Origin of the sequence: Flavobacterium dankookense (genome assembly GCF_004362665.1) — a bacterium.
GTDB lineage: Bacteria > Bacteroidota > Bacteroidia > Flavobacteriales > Flavobacteriaceae > Flavobacterium > Flavobacterium dankookense.
In genome coordinates this window covers 16,694-36,165 of the sequence record NZ_SNXR01000014.1, presented here as the reverse complement: position 1 = coordinate 36,165, position 19,472 = coordinate 16,694, and the positions used below count along the sequence as shown (strand labels likewise).

Genomic DNA, 19,472 nt, shown 5'->3' with positions numbered 1-19,472 from the left:
CTTTGGTCGCTTTTTTCTAGCAACAAAAATAGCTTCCCGTTTCAAAAAGCTTTCCACTACTATCAGGGCTAAATCTCGTACTTCGTAAATTGTACTTCTAACTTTTTTTACTCGTTTTCTCTCTAAAAATCTGCTCCAAGTTTTTATTTTTCAAAGACAATTGCAGTGCACGCAAACCATTTTCTTGAGCAAAATCAAATACAGAAGGACGTTTGTCTTCTTCCGTTTCAAAAATCAATTCCCAAACATTATCATGAGTATTCTTGAACGTTTTTAAATCAGATAATTTTGAAAATAAAGCTTCGTCTATCGCTCTATCAAACTCAACTTCAATCACTTGTTCCACAATATCCGAAACCAATTTGTCTAACTTTTTATCCGTAACTATTTTTCCGTTATTGATAATGATAACTCGGTCGCAAATAGCTTCAACCTCTTGCATAATATGTGTAGAAAGAAAAACCGTCTTGTTTTTACCAACGTTTTTAATCACATTTCTAATTTCAACCAATTGATTTGGGTCAAGTCCTGTTGTTGGTTCGTCCAAAATCAAAACATCAGGATTGTGTAATAAAGCCGTTGCTAATCCAACACGCTGACGATAACCTTTAGATAATTGACCAATTTTTTTATGACTTTCAGCCGTTAAACCAGTTAATTGAATTACTTCTTCAATTCTCGATTTAGCTACTTTATATACATCAGCATTGAATTCTAAATACTCACGAACATACAAATCCAAATACAACGGATTGTGTTCTGGTAAATAGCCAACCGATTGTTGCACCGCTTTCTGATTATCGGTTACATCATTACCATTTACGGAAGCTTTTCCTTCATCCGAATTAATATAAGTAGTCAAAATTTTCATCAACGTAGATTTTCCAGCACCATTCGGACCAAGGAAACCAACAATTTCACCTTTTTTTACAGAAAATGAAACATTGTCTAGTGCTTTTTGAGCACCATAACTTTTTGAAATATTTTGAACTTCTATTGACATAATAAGACTATTTAACGCAAATGTAGTAATTAATAAAAGTATAACGAAAAATTCCCGATTTTATGATAACTACGAAAACGTTTACGTAACTTTTTTTATTTTTTTGATTATCGTACAACTTTTTTTCCTACATTAGCAAAACATAAAAACAAAATGAATACAAATTTCACAACATATTATAACTATTTCTTTTATTTCTTCTTTGGACAGAAAAAGGGATTAGTATTACTATATGTTAAAAAGTAAATTTGAAACAAATATAAAGTACAATCCCGATGAAAATCGGGATTTTTTTTTGACTAAAATGAAAGAAAAAATAGCCATACAAGGAATAAGAGGATCATTCCATCATCAAGTTGCTCTAGAATATTTTCAAGAAAATGTTCAGGTTGATGAGTGTTTATCATTTGAAGCACTTGCTGATAGTTTGCTGAAAAATCAAGCGCAACTGGCTGTAATGGCAATTGAAAATTCTATCGCTGGTTCGATTATTCCAAATTACGCCTTAATTGATAAAAATAATTTCCACATTATCGGTGAATATTATTTGGATATCATTCAAAATTTGATGGTTCTAAATGGGCAGAAACTAGATGAAATTCAGGAAGTTCATTCCCATCCAATGGCGTTATTGCAATGTATGGATTTCTTGAAAAAACATCCAAATATTAAATTAGTTGAAGATAAGGATACTGCCGAAACTGCGCGACGTATTCATCAAAATCAAATTAAAGGAATTGCAGCCATTGGAAGTAAAGTCGCGGCAGAATTATATGATTTAAACATAATCGCTCCAGAAATCCAAACGGTAAATAACAACATGACACGTTTTTTTATCATAAGTAAAGAAACCAATCAGATAAATAAAGAAGAAATCAACAAAGCATCTATAAAATTTGAATTAGAAGACACGCCAGGAAGTTTGGCAACAGTATTAAACGTAATGACGAATTGCAAATTAAATCTAACCAAAATCCAATCGATGCCTATAATTGAAACTCCTTTTCAATATTCTTTTTTTGTTGATGTGGTTTTTGAGAAATACAAACATTATGAAAAAGCCGTCAAGATTTTAGAAATAATGACCAATCATTTCAAGGTTTTGGGAGAATACAAAAGCAAAAAGCAATAGCAATAACAACTTTAAAAATCAGTATAATCCGTTAAATCTGTGGCAAAATAAAATGATAAAAACAGCAAAAAGACTAGAAACCGTTCAAGAATACTACTTCTCCAGAAAATTAAAAGAAGTAAGACAACTCATGTCCGATGGAAAACCTATCATTAATATGGGAATTGGAAGTCCAGATTTGGCTCCACAATCGTCTGTAATTGAAGCCATTCAAAAGGCAATGTTTGATGAAAAAGCCCACGAATATCAAAGTTATCAGGGTTTGCCAGAATTACGTCAAGGTTTCGCCGACTTCTATGCTACTAATTTCAAGGTTGAATTAAATTCGACAAATGAAATTTTGCCATTAATGGGTTCGAAAGAAGGAATTATGCATATTTCATTGGCTTTTTTAAATAAAGGCGACGAAGTTTTAATTCCAAATCCAGGTTATCCAACGTATGCTTCTGTAACCGAATTGGTTCAAGCGAAAGCGGTTTATTATGATTTAAAAGAAAATAATAATTGGCAACCTGACTTTGAAAAAATAGAACAACAAGATATATCAAAAGTGAAATTGATGTGGGTTTCTTATCCACACATGCCAACTGGTGCCAATGCCACTTTAGAATTGTATCAAAAACTAATCGATTTTGGAAAAAAGCACAACATTTTAATTGTGAATGACAATCCGTATAGTTTTGTTTTAAACGAAAATCCGTTGTCTATTTTTCAGATAGAAGGTTCAAAAGAAATAGCGTTAGAATTAAATTCACTAAGTAAAACATTCAATATGGCAGGTTGGCGCGTCGGAATGGTTTCGGGAAATGCCACTTTAATCGATGCGATTTTAAAAGTAAAAAGCAACATGGATTCGGGAATGTTCTACGGAATTCAAAAAGGAGCAATTGCCGCTTTAAAATTAGGAAAAGATTGGTTCAAAAGTCAGAATGAAATTTATACCAAAAGAAGAAATTTGATATTTGAATTAGCAGAAAAAATGAACTGTACCTTCGATAAAAACGCTGTCGGAATGTTCGTTTGGGCAAAATTACCAACCGGAATTCAATCTGAAGAATTCATAGATGATTTGTTATATGAAAAACATATTTTCCTAACTCCAGGAACCATTTTTGGTAGCAATGGTGAAGGTTATATTCGTTTTTCATTATGTGTGAAAGAAGAAAACATTTTGGAAGCAATAAAAAGATTTAAGTTATGAAAGTATTTATAATAGGAACAGGATTAATCGGCGGTTCAATGGCATTAGACATAAAATCAATTTATGATGAGGCAAAGATATTCGGGATAGATGCCAACGAAAACCATCTTGAAGAAGCAATAAGACTCGGAATCATCGACCAAAAAGCAACCGAAAATGATTTAATTAACGCAGATTTAGTAATTGTTGCTGTTCCAGTTGATGTTGCTTTAGTAATTTTGCCCGAGATTTTAAATAAAATTGGAGAGCAAACCTTAGTTTTTGATGTTGGTTCAACTAAAAATCCAATATGTGAAGCCATACAAAATCATCCAAGAAGGAGAAATTTTTTAGCTTGCCATCCTATTGCTGGAACCGAATTTTCAGGTCCAAAAGCAGCCATCAAAGGATTGTATGAAGACAAGACAAACATCATTTGCGAAGTCGAAAAAACGACTTTTAAGTTGCAGGAAACAGCGATGGATTTATTTAAAAAACTGGGCATGCGCATTCGATATATGGATCCAAAATCGCATGACAAACACATTGCTTATGTATCACATTTGTCGCATATAAGTTCGTTTATGCTTGGAAAAACAGTGATAGAAAAGGAAAAAGACGAACAGGATATTTTTGACATGGCAGGTTCTGGATTTGAAAGCACAGTTCGTTTAGCCAAGAGTTCACCAGCTATGTGGACACCGATTTTTAAACAAAATAAAAAGCAAGTTGTAAAATCACTTGAAGAATACATTCAGAATTTATCAAACTTCAAGAAATTATTAGAAGAAGATAATTATGACGAAGTTTATAATGAAATGCAGAATACGAATAGAATTAAAGAAATATTGAAATAGATAATAGAGACAAGAAGAAAGATGCAAGATTAATTGTTTAGTCTTTTCTCTTTATTCTTGCTTCTTTTCTCTCAAATTAAAAAAAATGGAAAACAACAAAGAAATGAGAACGTGGTTAAACAATTTTAATTTACCACATCCGCTAGTAATCGCTGGACCTTGTAGTGCAGAAACAGAAGAACAAGTATTGAAAATTGCTCGTGAATTGAAAGATTCAAAAGTATCGATTTTTAGAGCAGGAATTTGGAAACCAAGAACACGTCCAGGCGGATTTGAAGGTGTCGGTGAAATAGGGTTGAAATGGTTACAAAAAGCCAAAGCCGAAACAGGTTTGAAAATGGCAATTGAAGTGGCAACAGCAGCTCACGTGAAATTAGCTTTAGAACACGATATTGATATTTTGTGGATTGGAGCACGAACAACTGTAAATCCGTTTGCAGTTCAAGAAATTGCTGATGCTTTGCAAAATACAGAAAAAATTGTGTTAGTAAAAAATCCCGTAAATCCAGATTTGGCTTTGTGGATTGGTGGTGTGGAACGTTTGTATAATGCCAATATCAAAAATCTTGGAGTGATTCACAGAGGGTTTTCGACTTATGAAAAAACAAAATACCGTAACAATCCTGAATGGCAAATTGCAATTGATTTTCAAAATCGATTCCCAGATATTCCATTAATTATTGATCCGTCGCACATTACAGGAAATCGCGACATGATTTTTCAAGTAACGCAAGAAGCATTGGATTTGAATTATGACGGAATGATTATCGAAACCCATATCGATCCTGACAACGCTTGGAGTGATGCTGCACAACAAGTAACTCCTGAGCGATTGAAACAAATCATTTTTGATTTAACCATCAGAAAAGAAACCGATGATGCCGATGAATATCAAATCAAGTTAGCAAAACTGAGAAGTAAAATAGATGAATTTGATGCTAAATTATTGGATGTTATTGGCAAAAGAATGAAAGTAGCAGAAGATATTGGAGCTCTGAAAAAAGAGAAGAATGTAGCCGTTTTACAAAACAAGCGTTGGAACGAAATTCTAGATAAAATGGTTAACGATGGTAGCCAAAAAGGATTGAGTGAAGAATTTATCATTCAGTTTTTCAAAGCTATTCACCAAGAGAGTATTACGCACCAAGAGAAAATTTTTAATCAAAAATAAATACGTCATTTTACGTATTAAATATTTACATTATTTTTTGTATCATTGCGAAATAATAGTATTAACACAAAATTTTATACCAAATGAAAAAAATTATTTTAGTTCTTGCCTTAGTATTTGGCTTTGGAATAGCAAATGCTCAAGTTGATGTAATCACAAAACACAGTGGAGAAACAGTGGAAGGGAAAGTTATTAGACTAGACGAATACACAGTTGTTTTTAAGTATGATGGTGAAGATGCAGAAAATACAATTGGAAAATATGCTGTTGAAAAAATTGTATATGGTAAAACAAAAAGAGTTGAACAAGTAACAGAAAAAATCGTTATCAATGGTGAAGATGATTGGGAAAAAGTAGTAATCCTTGAAGATAAGTCATACATCGCAGGTTTGAAAAAAGTAGGTGAAGTTCGTGGAAAAACAGGTTTGATTAATTTTCAAACAGGAAACACTGGAGATAAAAAAGCACAAAAGAAATTGAAAATGGATGCTGCAAAACAAGGTTGTCCTTTCGTTTTGTTGACTGCTGATAAAACTACTGTTGGAGCAAACTCTAACGCACTTGGTGGTTCACAAGCAATCAAAACAGGTGTTGCTTACAAATACTAATTCAAGTTTAGAATTATAAATAAAAAAGGTTGTCAAAATTGGCAACCTTTTTTATTTGCCATAACTTTAAACCATAACCAAATACATTTTTTTACCTTTGCGAAGTTCACAATTCACAATTCACAACACATAATTAAAGAATGACAGGAACAGTTTATAAATCTACCGGAAGTTTTTATACCGTAAAAACAGATGATAACGAGTTCTTTGAATGCCGTATCAAAGGAAAATTCCGTATGAAAGGCATCAAAAGTACCAACCCAATTGCGGTTGGCGATGTGGTAGATTTTGAACTTGATGAAACTACCGATGAAACCGTTGGGCAAATTCATAACATTCACCCGAGAAAGAATTACATTGTTAGAAAATCAGTTAATCTTTCTAAGCAAACTCACATCATTGCGTCGAATATTGACGTAGTTTTTTTGTTGATTACCATCAATAATCCACCAACAACAACCAGTTTTATTGATAGATTTCTTGTCACTGCTGAAGCTTATGGCATTGAAGCCGTTTTGATTTTTAATAAAATAGACACTCATGATGAGGCGATGATTGATGAACAGTTATACCTTCAATATGTCTATTCTCAAATTGGTTATAAATGTTTAAAGATATCCTCGACAGAGAAAAAAGGACTAGACCAACTCAAAGAAATGATGATTGGAAAAACCAGTATGTTTTCAGGACATTCAGGTGTTGGGAAATCAACTTTGGTTAACGCATTGGAACCCAATTTGAACCTTAAAACCAAACACATTTCCGAACAAAGTAAGCAAGGTCAACATACCACAACTTTTGCCGAAATGTATGATTTGTCCTTTGATGCCAAAATTATTGACACGCCAGGTATTAAAGGATTTGGAATTGTTGATATGGAATCAGCAGAAATCAGCGATTATTTTCCAGAGTTTTTTAAACTAAAAGAACAATGCAAATTCAATAATTGTCTTCACAAAGATGAACCACATTGCGCCGTGAAAGACGCTTTAGAAAACAATAAAATAGCATGGTCTAGATATAACAGCTATTTAAAAATCCTCGAAGGCGATGACGAACATTACCGACAAGATGTTTACAACGATGATAGAATTGCGAGCGATGAAACGAGGAAATAATGTTCAGTATTCAGTTTTTAGTATTCAGATTTAAAAATTTATAAATCAAAAACGGTTAATCTTCAATCGTTAATCCAAATGAAAGTAGTTCTACAACGTGTATCGAAAGCATCCGTAACCATTAACAACAAAATCGTTGCCGAAATCAACAGCGGATTATTGGTTTTACTCGGAATTGAAGAAGCCGATAATCAAGAAGATATTGATTGGTTAACCTCCAAAATTGTTAACCTCAGAATTTTTGGCGATGAAAATCAGGTGATGAATTTATCACTAAAAGACATAGATGGCGAAATGATTATCGTTAGCCAATTTACCCTTCACGCATTGACTAAAAAAGGAAATCGTCCGTCGTATATAAAAGCCGCTAAACCCGAAATTGCCATTCCATTATATGAAACATTCATTTCTAAAATGGAAACCGAATTAGGCAAAAAAGTACAAACCGGTCAATTTGGTGCCGACATGAAAGTTGCACTCTTAAACGATGGTCCAGTTACAATTATTATTGATAGTAAAAATAAAGAATAATGTAGAAATAGTTTTACATATCATTATATGATAATGTACAAAACAAATCCATACTGATAGTTAAGTTTGATGAATTCAAATAATATTAACTTAAAAAATTACAGTATGCCATTTGAAAATTTAAACAACAACCATTATTCTACTGAGGAAAAAGCCTCAGTATTTGAAACCATTTCAGCACTAGAGGAAACATTATCCGCTAAGTTCAAGAACCTTTCGGCAGAAGAACGAAAAAAGTATGGAAGCATCAACGAGCAAAACAAACTCATTGTAAACAAAGCGCATGATTACCGTACCAGTCAGCCAAGCTTGAGCAGCAACGATGTAGATTGGGACGAATTTCAAAACGACTACGACTCGCGTATGTTTATCAATGCAGCCATTTCGAGGTTGCAAAACTTAATTGATGGATTAAACAACAACAAAATCCTTCATGATTATGACAACTATCAAGCGGCATTAACCGATTATGGTTATAGCCAATACAAAGCAGGAACAAAAGCCGCAGGTTTTGAAACCAAGATAAACGAAATGGCACAGTTTTTCAACAGAACAGGAACCACACCAACTACAACGGATGTTCCACCTGCAACCTAGATTTTCTGTTTTGTCATTCTGAGGCACGAAGAATCACACAAGAAAATAAAACGTCAATACTATATCAGATGTTTCCTTTGTCAAGAAGACAAAATGATAACTTCCCCTTTCAGATTATCTGAAAGGGGTTTTTATTTTAGAAAAACACTCAAAAACGTCAAATTTGACGTCACGGACGCCAAATTTGACGTCGCCGACGCCATTTTTGACATCAACAACGTCAAATTATACGTTACATGACGTCAAATTTGACGTCACGGACGCCATCGTTGACGTCACGGACGCCAAATTTGACATCGCGGACGTCAAACTTGACGTAAACAACGCCATCGTTGACGTTTTTTGCATAAAATCATTTTCAATCCACTATTTTCAATCCATATTTCTAGTTATATTTGTTTTTAGGAACTAAAATTTCAAAATGAAATATAAAAACATTCGCGAAGAAGAACTAAAGAATAAAGTAGGAGCCGATTGGTTCAAGCAATTTGATACTACCGAAATTCTTGGCAACATCGATTTTACTGTTTTTCCACAACAAGATAATTTATTTGGACGCACACCGTTGCTTTGGGCAGAAGCCAAAACGGGTAATTTTGATGTAGCTACTATGTTTGTGCAGTTAATTTTAACCATTGGCAAAGCACGAACGTTTGATAAAACCATGCCACCTGCTTTTTTGGGAGCATTTGATTTCAAAAAAATAGCGTTTGTTCCCTACATCAATATACAAGATATTTTTTACCTAAACGATTTCAATTGGAACGTTACACCAAGTAATCACGAAACTAAAGAATTTCAGTTGATTAAACAACGTGTTGAGGCAACTCTAAAACGAGATACGTATGTTTATGATTATGAAAAAGACGAAAAAGAACTCCAAGCGTTTATAAAAAATAATGTTGCCAAAGCCACAACAGCTAGCAAATTAAAGATTGATAAAAACAACTTTATCCCTATTTATTTAAGATGGTTAGAAATAATAAAACCCATCATTGGTGTCAATTGGGACGATTTAAAAAAAGCCAATATACTAGACAGCGATTTTTATCTTGCCGATTTATTTGTAGATGACAAAGACACCCAAACTATTGGAGACGATTTATCTATTCGTGAAAATTTGTTTGTAATGTTTCAAAATGAAGGGTATAAAATAGCCAAAGAAAACATCAAGCAAATGTTTGACGCCACCATTACGCTAAAAAACAAAGACACCTATTTGCATTTTTGGAAACGCTACAAACGACCACCGCTTAAAGAATTTCAAGATTACATAATAGAACGCCGAGATTTACTAGTGCCGCAAGACATCAGAGAGCGCAAAGGAGCATTTTTTACACCACGTATTTGGGTAGAATTATCACAAAAATATTTGACTGATTATTTGGGTGAAAACTGGCAAGACGATTATTATATATGGGATTGTGCCGCTGGTACAGGAAACCTTTTAGCTGGTCTAACCAACAAATACAACATTTACGCCAGCACACTAGACCAAGCCGATGTAAACGTAATGCACGAGCGCATCGACCACGGTGCCAACTTGCTTAAAAACAATGTGTTTCAATTTGATTTTTTAAATGATGATTTTTCCAAGCTACCACAAAGTTTGCAAGACATTATTAATAATGAAGAAAAGCGAAAAAAGTTGGTAATTTATATTAATCCGCCTTATGCGGAAGCAACTTCTTCAAAAACCGTGTCAGGAACAGGAGAAAATAAAAGTGGAGTAACTACAAACTTTAAAATAAATGAAATTTTAAAACCCAAAATAGGTAACGCTTCTAATGAGATTTTTGCATTATTCATGGCGAATATTTATGAAAAAATACCAGGATGTATTTTAGGTCAATTTTCAAAAATGAAATTCATAAATGGTTCAAATTTCAAGAAATTTAAAGATTACTTTTTAGCAGACTATGTAAGTGGGTTTATTGTTCCCGGCGATACTTTTGATAATGTAAAAGGCAAATTTCCTATTGGGTTTACCATCTGGAATACAGCCAATAAATCTAAAATAAATACTATTTCTACCGATGTTTTCGACAGAAAAGGAAATTATAATTCTACTAAAAATTTTTACGGAGAATTACCAAACAATATTAACAAATGGATAAAACTTTTTGATGAGAAAACACAAAATGGCATCTCATTTATGGGAAATCCATCACCTGATTTTCAACATGATAGTCAATTGTATTTGTCTATTAATAAAGGCATTGAGCATTTTAATTTTTTCAATTTCAATAAGAATAATTTAATTGTAGGTTCAATCTACTTTTCAATTCGAAATTGTATAGATGCAATTTGGATTAATGATAGAGACCAATATTTATTTCCAAATGACGGTTGGCAAAATGATATTGAATTTCAAAACGATTGTTTAGCTTACACGCTTTTTCACGGTCAAAATAGAATTACAAGTTCTGAAGGCACCAACCATTGGATACCATTTACAGAATATGAAGTCAATGCCCAAGCCAAGTTTGAAAGTAATTTCATGACCGATTTTATAAAAGGCAAGATAAAGCAAGAAATTACAACTAACGACCTTTTTGTCATTCCGACGCAGGAGGACACGAGCGATAGCGAACTGGCGAAGCAATCACATAAAGTTAATCAACCATTGCAATTTTCAGAAGAAGCCACAGCCGTTTTTGATGCTGGTCGCGAACTATGGAAATACTACCACGCACAAAAAGACGTAAATGTGAACGCTTCTCTATATGACATCAGAGAATATTTTCAAGGAAGAAACGATAAAGGCAGAATGAATTCAAAAAGTGATGATGCAACTTATACACAACTAATTGCTGAGTTAAGAAACAAACTGGCAGTTTTAGCAGATAAAATAAAACCCAAAGTATATGAATATGGGTTTTTAAAGGAGTAAATAGTAAAATCACAATTCACAACTCACCATTCACAATTCAAAATTATGGATATAAAAAACTCCCAACTCGAAGTAGATAACTGGATAAAAAACCACGGTGTTCGCTATTTTAATGAATTGACCAACATGGCACAACTCACGGAAGAAGTTGGCGAAGTGGCTCGCATCATTGCACGTCGTTATGGAGAACAATCCGAAAAAGAAAGCGATAAAAACAAAGACCTTGGCGAAGAACTTGCCGATGTAGTTTTTGTAGTGTTGTGTCTCGCCAATCAAACCGGTATTGACCTTCAAGCGGCTTTCGACAAAAAAATGGATTTAAAAACCAACCGCGACCACGACAGACATCATAATAACGAGAAGCTGAAATAATGGTGAATTGTAAATTCTATAATTCACCATTCATAATTCACAAATCACAATTAAAAAAATGAACTGGATACTATTAATAATAGCAGGATTATTCGAAGTCGCTTTTGCAACTTGCTTAGGCAAAGCCAAAGAAACGACTGGAACAACCATGTGGCTTTGGTATGCTGGTTTTCTAATCTGCCTAACTATTAGTATGGTGCTATTAGTAAAAGTAACTAAAGAATTACCCATCGGAACTGCCTATGCCGTTTGGACAGGAATTGGCGCCGTGGGAAGTGTACTTGTCGGCATATTGGTATTTAAAGAACCAGCTACATTTTGGCGTGTTTTCTTCATAAGCACATTAATAATCTCAATCATCGGACTAAAAGTCGTTTCAAAATAATGAATATACATCTTCAAAAGTCAAAAGTCAAAAGTCAAAAGTCAATCGTCAAAATCACTGGAAGCAAGTCAGAAACCAACCGATTACTATTGCTACAAGCCTTATATCCAAATATTACTTTAGAAAACACTTCCAATTCTGATGATAGCGACGTAATGTTGAAAGCATTAAATTCACAATTCACCACTGACCATTTACAATTAATAGATGTTCACCACGCTGGAACTGCCATGCGTTTTCTTACGGCCTATTTTGCCATTCAGGAAGGGAAAGACTTTGTTTTAACTGGTTCACCACGAATGAAAGAACGACCAATAAAAATTTTGGTTGAAGCCTTGCAGCAACTCGGAGCCGAAATTACTTATGAAGAAAAAGAAGGATTTCCACCAATAAAAATCATAGGAAAAAAATTGACAAATAACAAAGTTTCACTTCCAGCAAACGTAAGCAGTCAATATATTTCAGCACTTTTATTAATTGCACCAAAGCTAGAAAATGGCTTAGAACTAACCCTCGAAGGCGAAATTACATCAATTCCATACATCAAGATGACCTTGGCTTTGCTCAATGAAATTGGAATAGAAACTTCATTTATTGAAGATAAAATTATAGTCAAACCACAATTCACAATTCACAATTCACAACTCACAATTGAATCGGATTGGTCTTCCGCTTCTTATTGGTTTTCCATCGTTGCTTTATCCGAAATTGGAACCCAAATTACACTGTCAAGCTACAAACAAAATAGTTTGCAAGGCGATGCAGCTTTGGTTGAAATCTATAAAAACTTTGGCGTTGAAACTGTTTTCAATAATGATAATTCAATTTCAATTTCAAAAATCAATTTCAAAAATCAAAAATCGTTACTCTTCAATCTTCAATCATCACCCGACATCGCTCAAACCATTGCTGTAACCTGTTTCGGATTAGGAATTGGCTGTCATCTAACAGGATTACATACCTTGAAAATCAAAGAAACCGATAGATTGGAAGCGTTGAAAAACGAACTAACAAAACTTGGAGCAACCATTTCTGTTACCAATGACAGCTTGACTTTAGAACCATCAGAAATAATCAACGAAAGCATCAGCATCAAAACCTATCAAGACCATCGAATGGCGATGGCTTTTGCACCATTGGTATTAAAAGTTCCAATTATTATTGATGAAGCCGAAGTAGTTTCAAAATCCTATCCAACGTTTTGGGATGATTTAAAAAGTGTAGGATTTACTATTGCATCTCACTTATAATCCAACAATCTGATAATCTTTTCAAAATAAACATCAAAACACTTGACAAAGGCTCTTTGACAATAGTATATTTGCAACCAGAAAATTAGAAGTAGTGAAATCTATTCACTAATTACTATTCACTAATAACTTTATATGAAATTATCTCATTTTAATTTTAATCTCCCAACGGAATTACTTGCCGAATATCCAGCAGAAAATCGTGACGAATCACGTTTAATGGTTGTACACAGAAAAACAGGACAAATAGAACACAAATTATTCAAAGACATCATCGACTATTTTGATGATGGAGATGTAATGATTTTAAACAATACCAAAGTTTTTCCTGCGCGTATGTATGGAAACAAAGAAAAAACCGGAGCAAGAATTGAAGTTTTCTTATTAAGAGAATTAAATGCAGAGCAACGTCTTTGGGATGTTTTAGTTGATCCAGCGCGTAAAATCCGTATAGGAAATAAATTATATTTTGGCGATGACGATTCATTAGTAGCAGAAGTAATTGATAATACAACTTCTCGCGGAAGAACATTACGTTTCCTTTACGACGGTTCCTATGAAGATTTCAGAATAAAATTATTAGAATTAGGAGAAACACCAATTCCAAAATACATCAATCGTGAAGTAACTGATGAAGATGCGGAACGTTATCAAACTATTTATGCAAAAGAAGAAGGCGCAGTTGCGGCACCAACTGCTGGTTTGCACTTCTCTAAACACTTATTAAAACGTTTAGAAATTAAAGGAATAGACTTTGCCGAAGTAACACTTCACGTTGGACTTGGAACATTCAATCCAGTAGAAGTTGAAGATTTGTCAAAACACAAAATGGACTCAGAAGAACTAAAAATCACTCAAGAAGCATGTGATATCGTTAACGATGCCAAAGCAAAAAAGAAAAAAATCTGCTGCATCGGAACAACATCCATGAGAGCTATTGAAAGTTCAGTATCGTCACAAAGAACACTAAACCCATTTGATGGTTGGACAAATAAATTCATTTTTCCACCTTATGATTTTAGTATTGCAGATGCTATGGTAACCAATTTCCATACACCAAAATCTACATTATTAATGATGGTTTCCGCATTTTGTGGACATGATTTAATGAAAAAAGCATACGAAGAAGCCATCAAAGAAAAATATAAGTTTTATTCTTATGGCGACGCAATGTTGATTTTATAATCGACATTCCTTTTTTAAAATATTAAATCTCATCAGCAATGGTGAGATTTTTTTTTTTGAAGCCAAACACTAGGCACTTTATAAACCATTTTCCTGCTATTCGTTACAATCTTTTTTGAATTGAAAAAACAATTCAAAAAAGGATTTCCACTACTATCAGGGCTAAAAAACAAACCATTTAAATTTCTTTACACTTTTTTCTTTTCTCTTTTCACTTTTCTCTATTTTTACCATCCAAACAACGAACAATAATGAAATTTCAAAATACCCGCGAATTCGCTCAACAATTAGACTCTCAAGACGAACTGAAAAACTATAGAAACGAATTCATTTTTCCACAACATCAAGGCAAAAACGTAATTTATTTCACAGGAAACTCTCTTGGCTTACAACCAAAATCAGCAAAAAAATATGTCGATGAAGTAATGAACGATTGGGCAAATCTAGCAGTCGAAGGACATTTCTATGCCGAAAAACCTTGGTGGGATTATCACGAGCGTTTTGCCGAACCACTTAGTAAAATCGTTGGTGCAAAACCATCCGAAATTACCGTGATGAACACCTTAACGGTAAATCTTCACCTATTGATGGTCTCTTTTTATCGACCTACTAAAACACGCTACAAAATCATTTGCGAAGAAAAAGCATTTCCATCAGACCAATATATGTTTCAATCGCAAGTCAATCATCACGGATTTAATCCTGAAGATGCCATTGTCGAAATTAAAAGACGCAAAGGCGAACATAACATTCGCTTAGAAGACATTTTAGCCAAAATTGAAGAAGTTGGCGATGAGTTAGCATTAGTACTTTTTGGCGGAGTAAACTACTATACTGGACAAGTTTTCGACATGAAAACCATTACCGAAGCTGGACACAAAGTTGGAGCAAACGTAGGTTTTGATTTGGCTCACGCAACAGGAAATATAGAACTAGAACTCCACGATTGGAACGTAGATTTCGCCGCTTGGTGTTCATATAAATATATGAATTCTGGACCAGGAAATGCTTCAGGCTGTTTCGTTCACGAAAAACACCATCAATCCAATCTGCCAAGATTTGCCGGTTGGTGGTCGCAAAAAAAAGAAAAGCGTTTCAAAATGGAACCTATTTTTGATCCAATCGAAAGCGCTGATGGTTGGCAAGTTTCCAATTTACCAGTTTTATCACTTGCGCCATATCTCGCATCAGTAGAGATGTTTGCCGAAGTTGGAATGGAAAAACTTATCGCTAAAAGAAATCAAATCACAGCTTATCTGGAATTCATTCTTCACGAAATAGACAAAGAAGTTGATAGCACTTTTGAAATAATCACACCTTCAAACCAAGATGAAAGAGCTTGTCAATTATCAGTATTTCTTCATGGCGAAGGCAGAAGTTTGTTTGACTATTTAATGAGCAACGGCGTAATTACCGATTGGCGCGAACCAAACGTAATACGTCTTGCACCAGTTCCATTATATACTTCCTATGAAGACATGTATGAATTTGGACAAAGATTAAAACAAGGAATACAATCATTACATAAATAATTAAACCAAAGAACGATGCGATTGCTTCGTTCCTCGCAATGACATGACAAAAGAACAAATTATTGCCAATTTCGATCCTTCACAACCAGGATTAGCCGATGCAACCGTTTTCGGATTACCCTTTTCAGCCGAACAAAGTGAAATTATTGTAATTCCTGTGCCATGGGAAGTTACCGTAAGTTATGGAGCTGGAGCTTCAGAAGGTCCAAATGCCATTTTAGACGCATCATTTCAAGTCGATTTAAATCATCAAGATTTTCCAGAACTATGGAAATTGGGAATTTATCTCGACGAAGCACCATCACATTGGAAAACCAATTCTGATAAATACAAAGAATTGGCACAACCAATTATCGAAATGCTCGAAAGTGGCGAAGCCATTGAAACCTATCCTGCATTGCAAGCCGATTTGGACAAAATCAACAAAGTATGCCGCGAATTGCACACCGAAGTAAAAGAAAAAGTGTTGCATTGGATGAAACAAGGCAAAAAAGTTGTGCTTCTTGGTGGTGATCATTCAACGCCGTTGGGTTACTACGAAGCTTTGGCAAGCATTCACGATAATTTTGGGATTTTACATCTCGATGCTCACATGGATTTGCGCATTGCCTACGAAGGTTTTACCTATTCTCACGCTTCGATAATGTATAATGCGCTGCAACTTCCACAAATTTCAAAACTAGTTCAGGTTGGAATTCGTGATTTCTGTGAACAAGAAGTAGATGTTGTAAAATCTCAAAACGGAAGAGTTTTACTAAACACCGATGCTGATTTAAAAAAAGAAACTTTTGAAGGTAAAACTTGGGCAGAACAATGCGATGTAATTATTGCTTCATTGCCACAAAAAGTATGTATTTCTTTCGACATCGACGGAATGTATCCATGGTATTGTCCAAATACCGGAACGCCAGTTCCAGGTGGATTTTCCTTTGAACAAGCCACCTATTTATTCAACAAATTAGCCGAAAGTGGCAAAGAAATCATCGGATTTGACTTGGTTGAAGTTGCGCCAGGCGAAACCGACGATTGGGACGGAAATGTTGGTGCTCGAATGTTGTTCCACATGTGTGGCGTTTTAGCAAAAAACAACGGCTTGAATACTGGAAAAAGAATTGAATTTCCTAGAAAATGATTTTTAAAACCATTAAGAAATTAAGTTTCATTAAGTTTTACTCTTAACTTTTCTTAATTTCTTAATGGTTTATTTTCTACATTTGATTTTCATACCTATTTCCCATGAAAAAAATCAAAAAAATACTCCTCGTCTTATTTTCATTATTACTAATTATAGCTTTAGGCATTTACTTTTATCTTCTTTCAACCAAGCCACAATACGAAGGTGAAGTTGCCATCAAAAATATTTCCACTACAACCGAAGTCTATTTTGACGATTATGGTATTCCGCATATTTATGCTAATTCCGAAAAAGATGCGATGACCGTTTTAGGTTATGTTCATGCGCAAGACAGATTATGGCAAATGGAATTGCTCCGTCGAATTGCTCCGGGAAGATTAGCCGAACTTTTTGGCAATAAAGTTTCCAAAACCGATATGTTTTTTGCTGGACTTGGCATCGATGAAAACTCCGAAAAAACTATCACACAAATTGATAAAAACTCCGAAACCTACAAACTGACATTGGCTTATCTCGACGGTATTAATCAGTATTTAGAAAACGGGAAAACACCCGTTGAATTCACTTTATTAGGATTAGAGAAAAAACCATTTACACTCAAAGATGTTTACAATATTTTCGGGTTTATGTCTTTTAGTTTCGCAATGGCGCAAAAAACCGATCCGTTAATGACTGATATTCGCAATAATCTTGGTTCAGAATATCTGAAAGATTTTGGATTAGATGGTTCTTTTGGAACAGTTCAATTAAAAAGTTATGATGGAAAACCCAGCGATTATGCCGAAATTTCACGAACAGTCAATGCCTTACTTGATAATGCAACCGTTCAGCCATTCATTGGGAGTAATAGTTGGATTATTGGTTCTCAAAAAACCAAAAACGGCAAAGTGATTTTTGCAAATGATCCACATATTAGTTTTGCCCAACCTTGTACTTGGTTTGAAGCGCATATTGCCACACCAAACTACGAAATCTATGGTTATTATCTTGCTGGAACACCATTTCCGCTTTTAGGTCATAACCGCGATTATGCTTATGGTTTAACCATGTTTGAAAACGATGATATTGACTTATTTCAGGAAGAAAATAACCCAAAAAACCCAAATCAGTATAAGTATAAAAACGAGTATAAAAATTATACAGTTCGTAAAAAAACAATAAAAGTTAAAGACAGTTCAGACATTATTTTGAAAGTTAAAGAAAGCATTCACGGACCAATTATGAATGATGTGATGAACACCATTTCTTCCGAAAAACCAATTGCGATGTCTTGGATTTATACACAAGAAAAAAATGAAATTTTAGATGCTGTGTATCATCTTTCGCATTCCAAAAATGTTGACGATTTTAGAAAAAGTATCAAACTCGTTCATGCGCCAGGTTTGAATATTATGTATGGAGATGCAAAAAACAATATTTCATGGACAGCTTCGGGGAAATTATATAAATTAAACAAATCCATCAATCCCAATTTCATACTAAATGGTTCGAATGGAATTGACGATCAAAAAGAGTTTTTGCCTTTTGCTAAAAATCCTTCGGCTTTGAACCCAAGCTGGAATTATTTGTATTCGGCAAACAATCAAACAGAAGTAATTGATGGTTATTTGTATCCAGGTTATTATTTGCCAAAAGACAGAGCCGAACGAATTGACAATTTACTTGCGCCAAAAAATAATTGGACAAAAACGGATGTCGAAAAAATGATTGTTGACAATACTTCTTCCCGAAGTTCGTTTGTCGTTTCGACTGTTCTTCCGCAAATAAATTTAAAAAATAAAAGTAAAAACACTCAAATTGCTTTTTCGATTTTATCCAATTGGAATGGTTCAAACAACGAAAATGATATTGCACCAACCATTTATAATAAATTCATTTATCATTATTTGAAAAACACTTTTGAAGATGAATTAGGTAAAAAAGACTTCGAAGCTTTGCTCGCTACACATATTGTGAAACAAATTATTGAACCGCAAATGGCTAACGAGAATTCCATTTGGTGGGATAATATTGCTACAAAAGACAAAAAAGAAAATCGTTCAACTATCTTGACAAAATCATTAGAAGAAGCAATTTTTTCACTTGAAAATCAATTAGGTAAAGACATAAATTCATGGACTTGGGACAAAGTTCATAAACTTGAACATGTTCACCCAATTGGTCAAGTAAAATTATTTCGTTCCTTTTTCAATGTGGGAAAATTTGACATCGCAGGAAGCAATGAAGTCATTAATAATCTAGCATTTACCTATACAGATAATCAAGAGCATATCGTAAAAGCTGGACCATCAACCCGAAGAATTATTGATTTCTCTGATGTTGAAAATTCAGTATCCATTTTGCCAACTGGAAATTCTGGTAATCCTATGAGTAAACACTACAGCGACCAAACCGAAATGTACAATAAAGGTCAGTTCAGGAAAATGAAAATGAATAGGAAAGAGATTTTAGAAACTTCGACTAAATTGATTTTTACTAAAAAAAGATAATTGAGATTCTTCCTTCGTCAGAATGACAAAACGG

17 protein-coding genes are annotated in these 19,472 nt (G+C 34.0%); 16 read left to right on the top strand and 1 reads right to left on the bottom strand.

Going from position 1 to position 19,472, the window contains the following annotated elements:
* Positions 1-97 precede the first annotated feature (97 nt).
* A complete protein-coding gene (gene gldA, locus BC748_RS08710) occupies positions 98-1,003 on the bottom strand; it encodes a gliding motility-associated ABC transporter ATP-binding subunit GldA (protein ID WP_133533105.1) in 906 nt (301 codons plus the stop codon).
* A gap of 304 nt (positions 1,004-1,307) precedes the next feature.
* Here gldA and BC748_RS08705 point away from each other — a divergent pair, with 304 nt between their 5' ends.
* The 16 genes from BC748_RS08705 (at position 1,308) to BC748_RS08630 (ending at position 19,438) form a co-directional block, all read left to right on the top strand.
* Positions 1,308-2,135, top strand: a complete 828-nt coding sequence (locus tag BC748_RS08705) for a prephenate dehydratase (protein WP_133533104.1) — start codon at positions 1,308-1,310, stop codon at positions 2,133-2,135.
* Positions 2,136-2,187: 52 nt separating this feature from the next.
* Positions 2,188-3,336 carry a pyridoxal phosphate-dependent aminotransferase gene (locus BC748_RS08700; RefSeq protein WP_133533103.1) on the top strand — a complete coding sequence of 383 codons (1,149 nt, stop codon included), beginning with the start codon at positions 2,188-2,190 and terminating at the stop codon, positions 3,334-3,336.
* On the top strand, positions 3,333-4,172 hold the full coding sequence (locus BC748_RS08695) for a prephenate dehydrogenase (protein WP_133533102.1): 840 nt from the start codon (positions 3,333-3,335) through the stop codon (positions 4,170-4,172). Before BC748_RS08700 ends, BC748_RS08695 begins: the two co-directional genes overlap by 4 nt.
* An 85-nt stretch (positions 4,173-4,257) precedes the next feature.
* Entirely contained in the window at positions 4,258-5,343 is a 1,086-nt protein-coding gene (locus BC748_RS08690) for a bifunctional 3-deoxy-7-phosphoheptulonate synthase/chorismate mutase type II (RefSeq protein ID WP_133533101.1), read from the top strand.
* A gap of 83 nt (positions 5,344-5,426) precedes the next feature.
* Positions 5,427-5,951: a hypothetical protein gene (locus tag BC748_RS08685; RefSeq protein WP_133533100.1), complete on the top strand. Its 525-nt coding sequence runs from the start codon at positions 5,427-5,429 to the stop codon at positions 5,949-5,951.
* A gap of 140 nt (positions 5,952-6,091) precedes the next feature.
* Positions 6,092-7,069: a ribosome small subunit-dependent GTPase A gene (gene rsgA, locus BC748_RS08680; RefSeq protein ID WP_133533099.1), complete on the top strand. Its 978-nt coding sequence runs from the start codon at positions 6,092-6,094 to the stop codon at positions 7,067-7,069.
* Positions 7,070-7,147: 78 nt separating this feature from the next.
* Positions 7,148-7,600 (top strand): D-aminoacyl-tRNA deacylase, encoded by a 453-nt coding sequence (gene dtd, locus BC748_RS08675; protein ID WP_133533098.1) that lies wholly within the window; start codon positions 7,148-7,150, stop codon positions 7,598-7,600.
* A 105-nt stretch (positions 7,601-7,705) separates the two neighbouring features.
* On the top strand, positions 7,706-8,197 hold the full coding sequence (locus BC748_RS08670) for a hypothetical protein (protein ID WP_133533097.1): 492 nt from the start codon (positions 7,706-7,708) through the stop codon (positions 8,195-8,197).
* Positions 8,198-8,618: 421 nt separating this feature from the next.
* Complete coding sequence (locus tag BC748_RS08665; protein WP_133533096.1) at positions 8,619-11,090, top strand: hypothetical protein; 2,472 nt, start codon at positions 8,619-8,621, stop codon at positions 11,088-11,090.
* Between the two features lie 45 nt (positions 11,091-11,135).
* On the top strand, positions 11,136-11,462 hold the full coding sequence (locus BC748_RS08660; RefSeq protein ID WP_133533095.1) for a nucleotide pyrophosphohydrolase: 327 nt from the start codon (positions 11,136-11,138) through the stop codon (positions 11,460-11,462).
* Between the two features lie 58 nt (positions 11,463-11,520).
* Positions 11,521-11,847 (top strand): DMT family transporter, encoded by a 327-nt coding sequence (locus tag BC748_RS08655; protein WP_133533094.1) that lies wholly within the window; start codon positions 11,521-11,523, stop codon positions 11,845-11,847.
* Positions 11,847-13,097 (top strand): 3-phosphoshikimate 1-carboxyvinyltransferase, encoded by a 1,251-nt coding sequence (gene aroA / locus BC748_RS08650; protein ID WP_133533093.1) that lies wholly within the window; start codon positions 11,847-11,849, stop codon positions 13,095-13,097. The genes BC748_RS08655 and aroA overlap by 1 nt, the downstream gene beginning before the upstream one ends.
* Before the next feature lie 135 nt (positions 13,098-13,232).
* Positions 13,233-14,282 carry a tRNA preQ1(34) S-adenosylmethionine ribosyltransferase-isomerase QueA gene (gene queA, locus BC748_RS08645; protein WP_133533092.1) on the top strand — a complete coding sequence of 350 codons (1,050 nt, stop codon included), beginning with the start codon at positions 13,233-13,235 and terminating at the stop codon, positions 14,280-14,282.
* Positions 14,283-14,533: 251 nt separating this feature from the next.
* Complete coding sequence (gene kynU, locus BC748_RS08640; protein ID WP_133533091.1) at positions 14,534-15,814, top strand: kynureninase; 1,281 nt, start codon at positions 14,534-14,536, stop codon at positions 15,812-15,814.
* A 43-nt stretch (positions 15,815-15,857) separates the two neighbouring features.
* Complete coding sequence (locus BC748_RS08635) at positions 15,858-16,946, top strand: agmatinase family protein (RefSeq protein ID WP_133533090.1); 1,089 nt, start codon at positions 15,858-15,860, stop codon at positions 16,944-16,946.
* 104 nt (positions 16,947-17,050) lie between these two features.
* On the top strand, positions 17,051-19,438 hold the full coding sequence (locus BC748_RS08630; RefSeq protein ID WP_133533089.1) for a penicillin acylase family protein: 2,388 nt from the start codon (positions 17,051-17,053) through the stop codon (positions 19,436-19,438).
* Positions 19,439-19,472: the final 34 nt, after the last annotated feature.

Coding starts and splice junctions, on each gene's coding strand:
- gldA (WP_133533105.1), bottom strand. CDS start 1,003: ATGTCAATAGAAGTTCAAAATATTTCAAAAAGTTATGGTGCTCAAAAA.
- BC748_RS08705 (WP_133533104.1), top strand. CDS start 1,308: ATGAAAGAAAAAATAGCCATACAAGGAATAAGAGGATCATTCCATCAT.
- BC748_RS08700 (WP_133533103.1), top strand. CDS start 2,188: ATGATAAAAACAGCAAAAAGACTAGAAACCGTTCAAGAATACTACTTC.
- BC748_RS08695 (WP_133533102.1), top strand. CDS start 3,333: ATGAAAGTATTTATAATAGGAACAGGATTAATCGGCGGTTCAATGGCA.
- BC748_RS08690 (WP_133533101.1), top strand. CDS start 4,258: ATGGAAAACAACAAAGAAATGAGAACGTGGTTAAACAATTTTAATTTA.
- BC748_RS08685 (WP_133533100.1), top strand. CDS start 5,427: ATGAAAAAAATTATTTTAGTTCTTGCCTTAGTATTTGGCTTTGGAATA.
- rsgA (WP_133533099.1), top strand. CDS start 6,092: ATGACAGGAACAGTTTATAAATCTACCGGAAGTTTTTATACCGTAAAA.
- dtd (WP_133533098.1), top strand. CDS start 7,148: ATGAAAGTAGTTCTACAACGTGTATCGAAAGCATCCGTAACCATTAAC.
- BC748_RS08670 (WP_133533097.1), top strand. CDS start 7,706: ATGCCATTTGAAAATTTAAACAACAACCATTATTCTACTGAGGAAAAA.
- BC748_RS08665 (WP_133533096.1), top strand. CDS start 8,619: ATGAAATATAAAAACATTCGCGAAGAAGAACTAAAGAATAAAGTAGGA.
- BC748_RS08660 (WP_133533095.1), top strand. CDS start 11,136: ATGGATATAAAAAACTCCCAACTCGAAGTAGATAACTGGATAAAAAAC.
- BC748_RS08655 (WP_133533094.1), top strand. CDS start 11,521: ATGAACTGGATACTATTAATAATAGCAGGATTATTCGAAGTCGCTTTT.
- aroA (WP_133533093.1), top strand. CDS start 11,847: ATGAATATACATCTTCAAAAGTCAAAAGTCAAAAGTCAAAAGTCAATC.
- queA (WP_133533092.1), top strand. CDS start 13,233: ATGAAATTATCTCATTTTAATTTTAATCTCCCAACGGAATTACTTGCC.
- kynU (WP_133533091.1), top strand. CDS start 14,534: ATGAAATTTCAAAATACCCGCGAATTCGCTCAACAATTAGACTCTCAA.
- BC748_RS08635 (WP_133533090.1), top strand. CDS start 15,858: ATGACAAAAGAACAAATTATTGCCAATTTCGATCCTTCACAACCAGGA.
- BC748_RS08630 (WP_133533089.1), top strand. CDS start 17,051: ATGAAAAAAATCAAAAAAATACTCCTCGTCTTATTTTCATTATTACTA.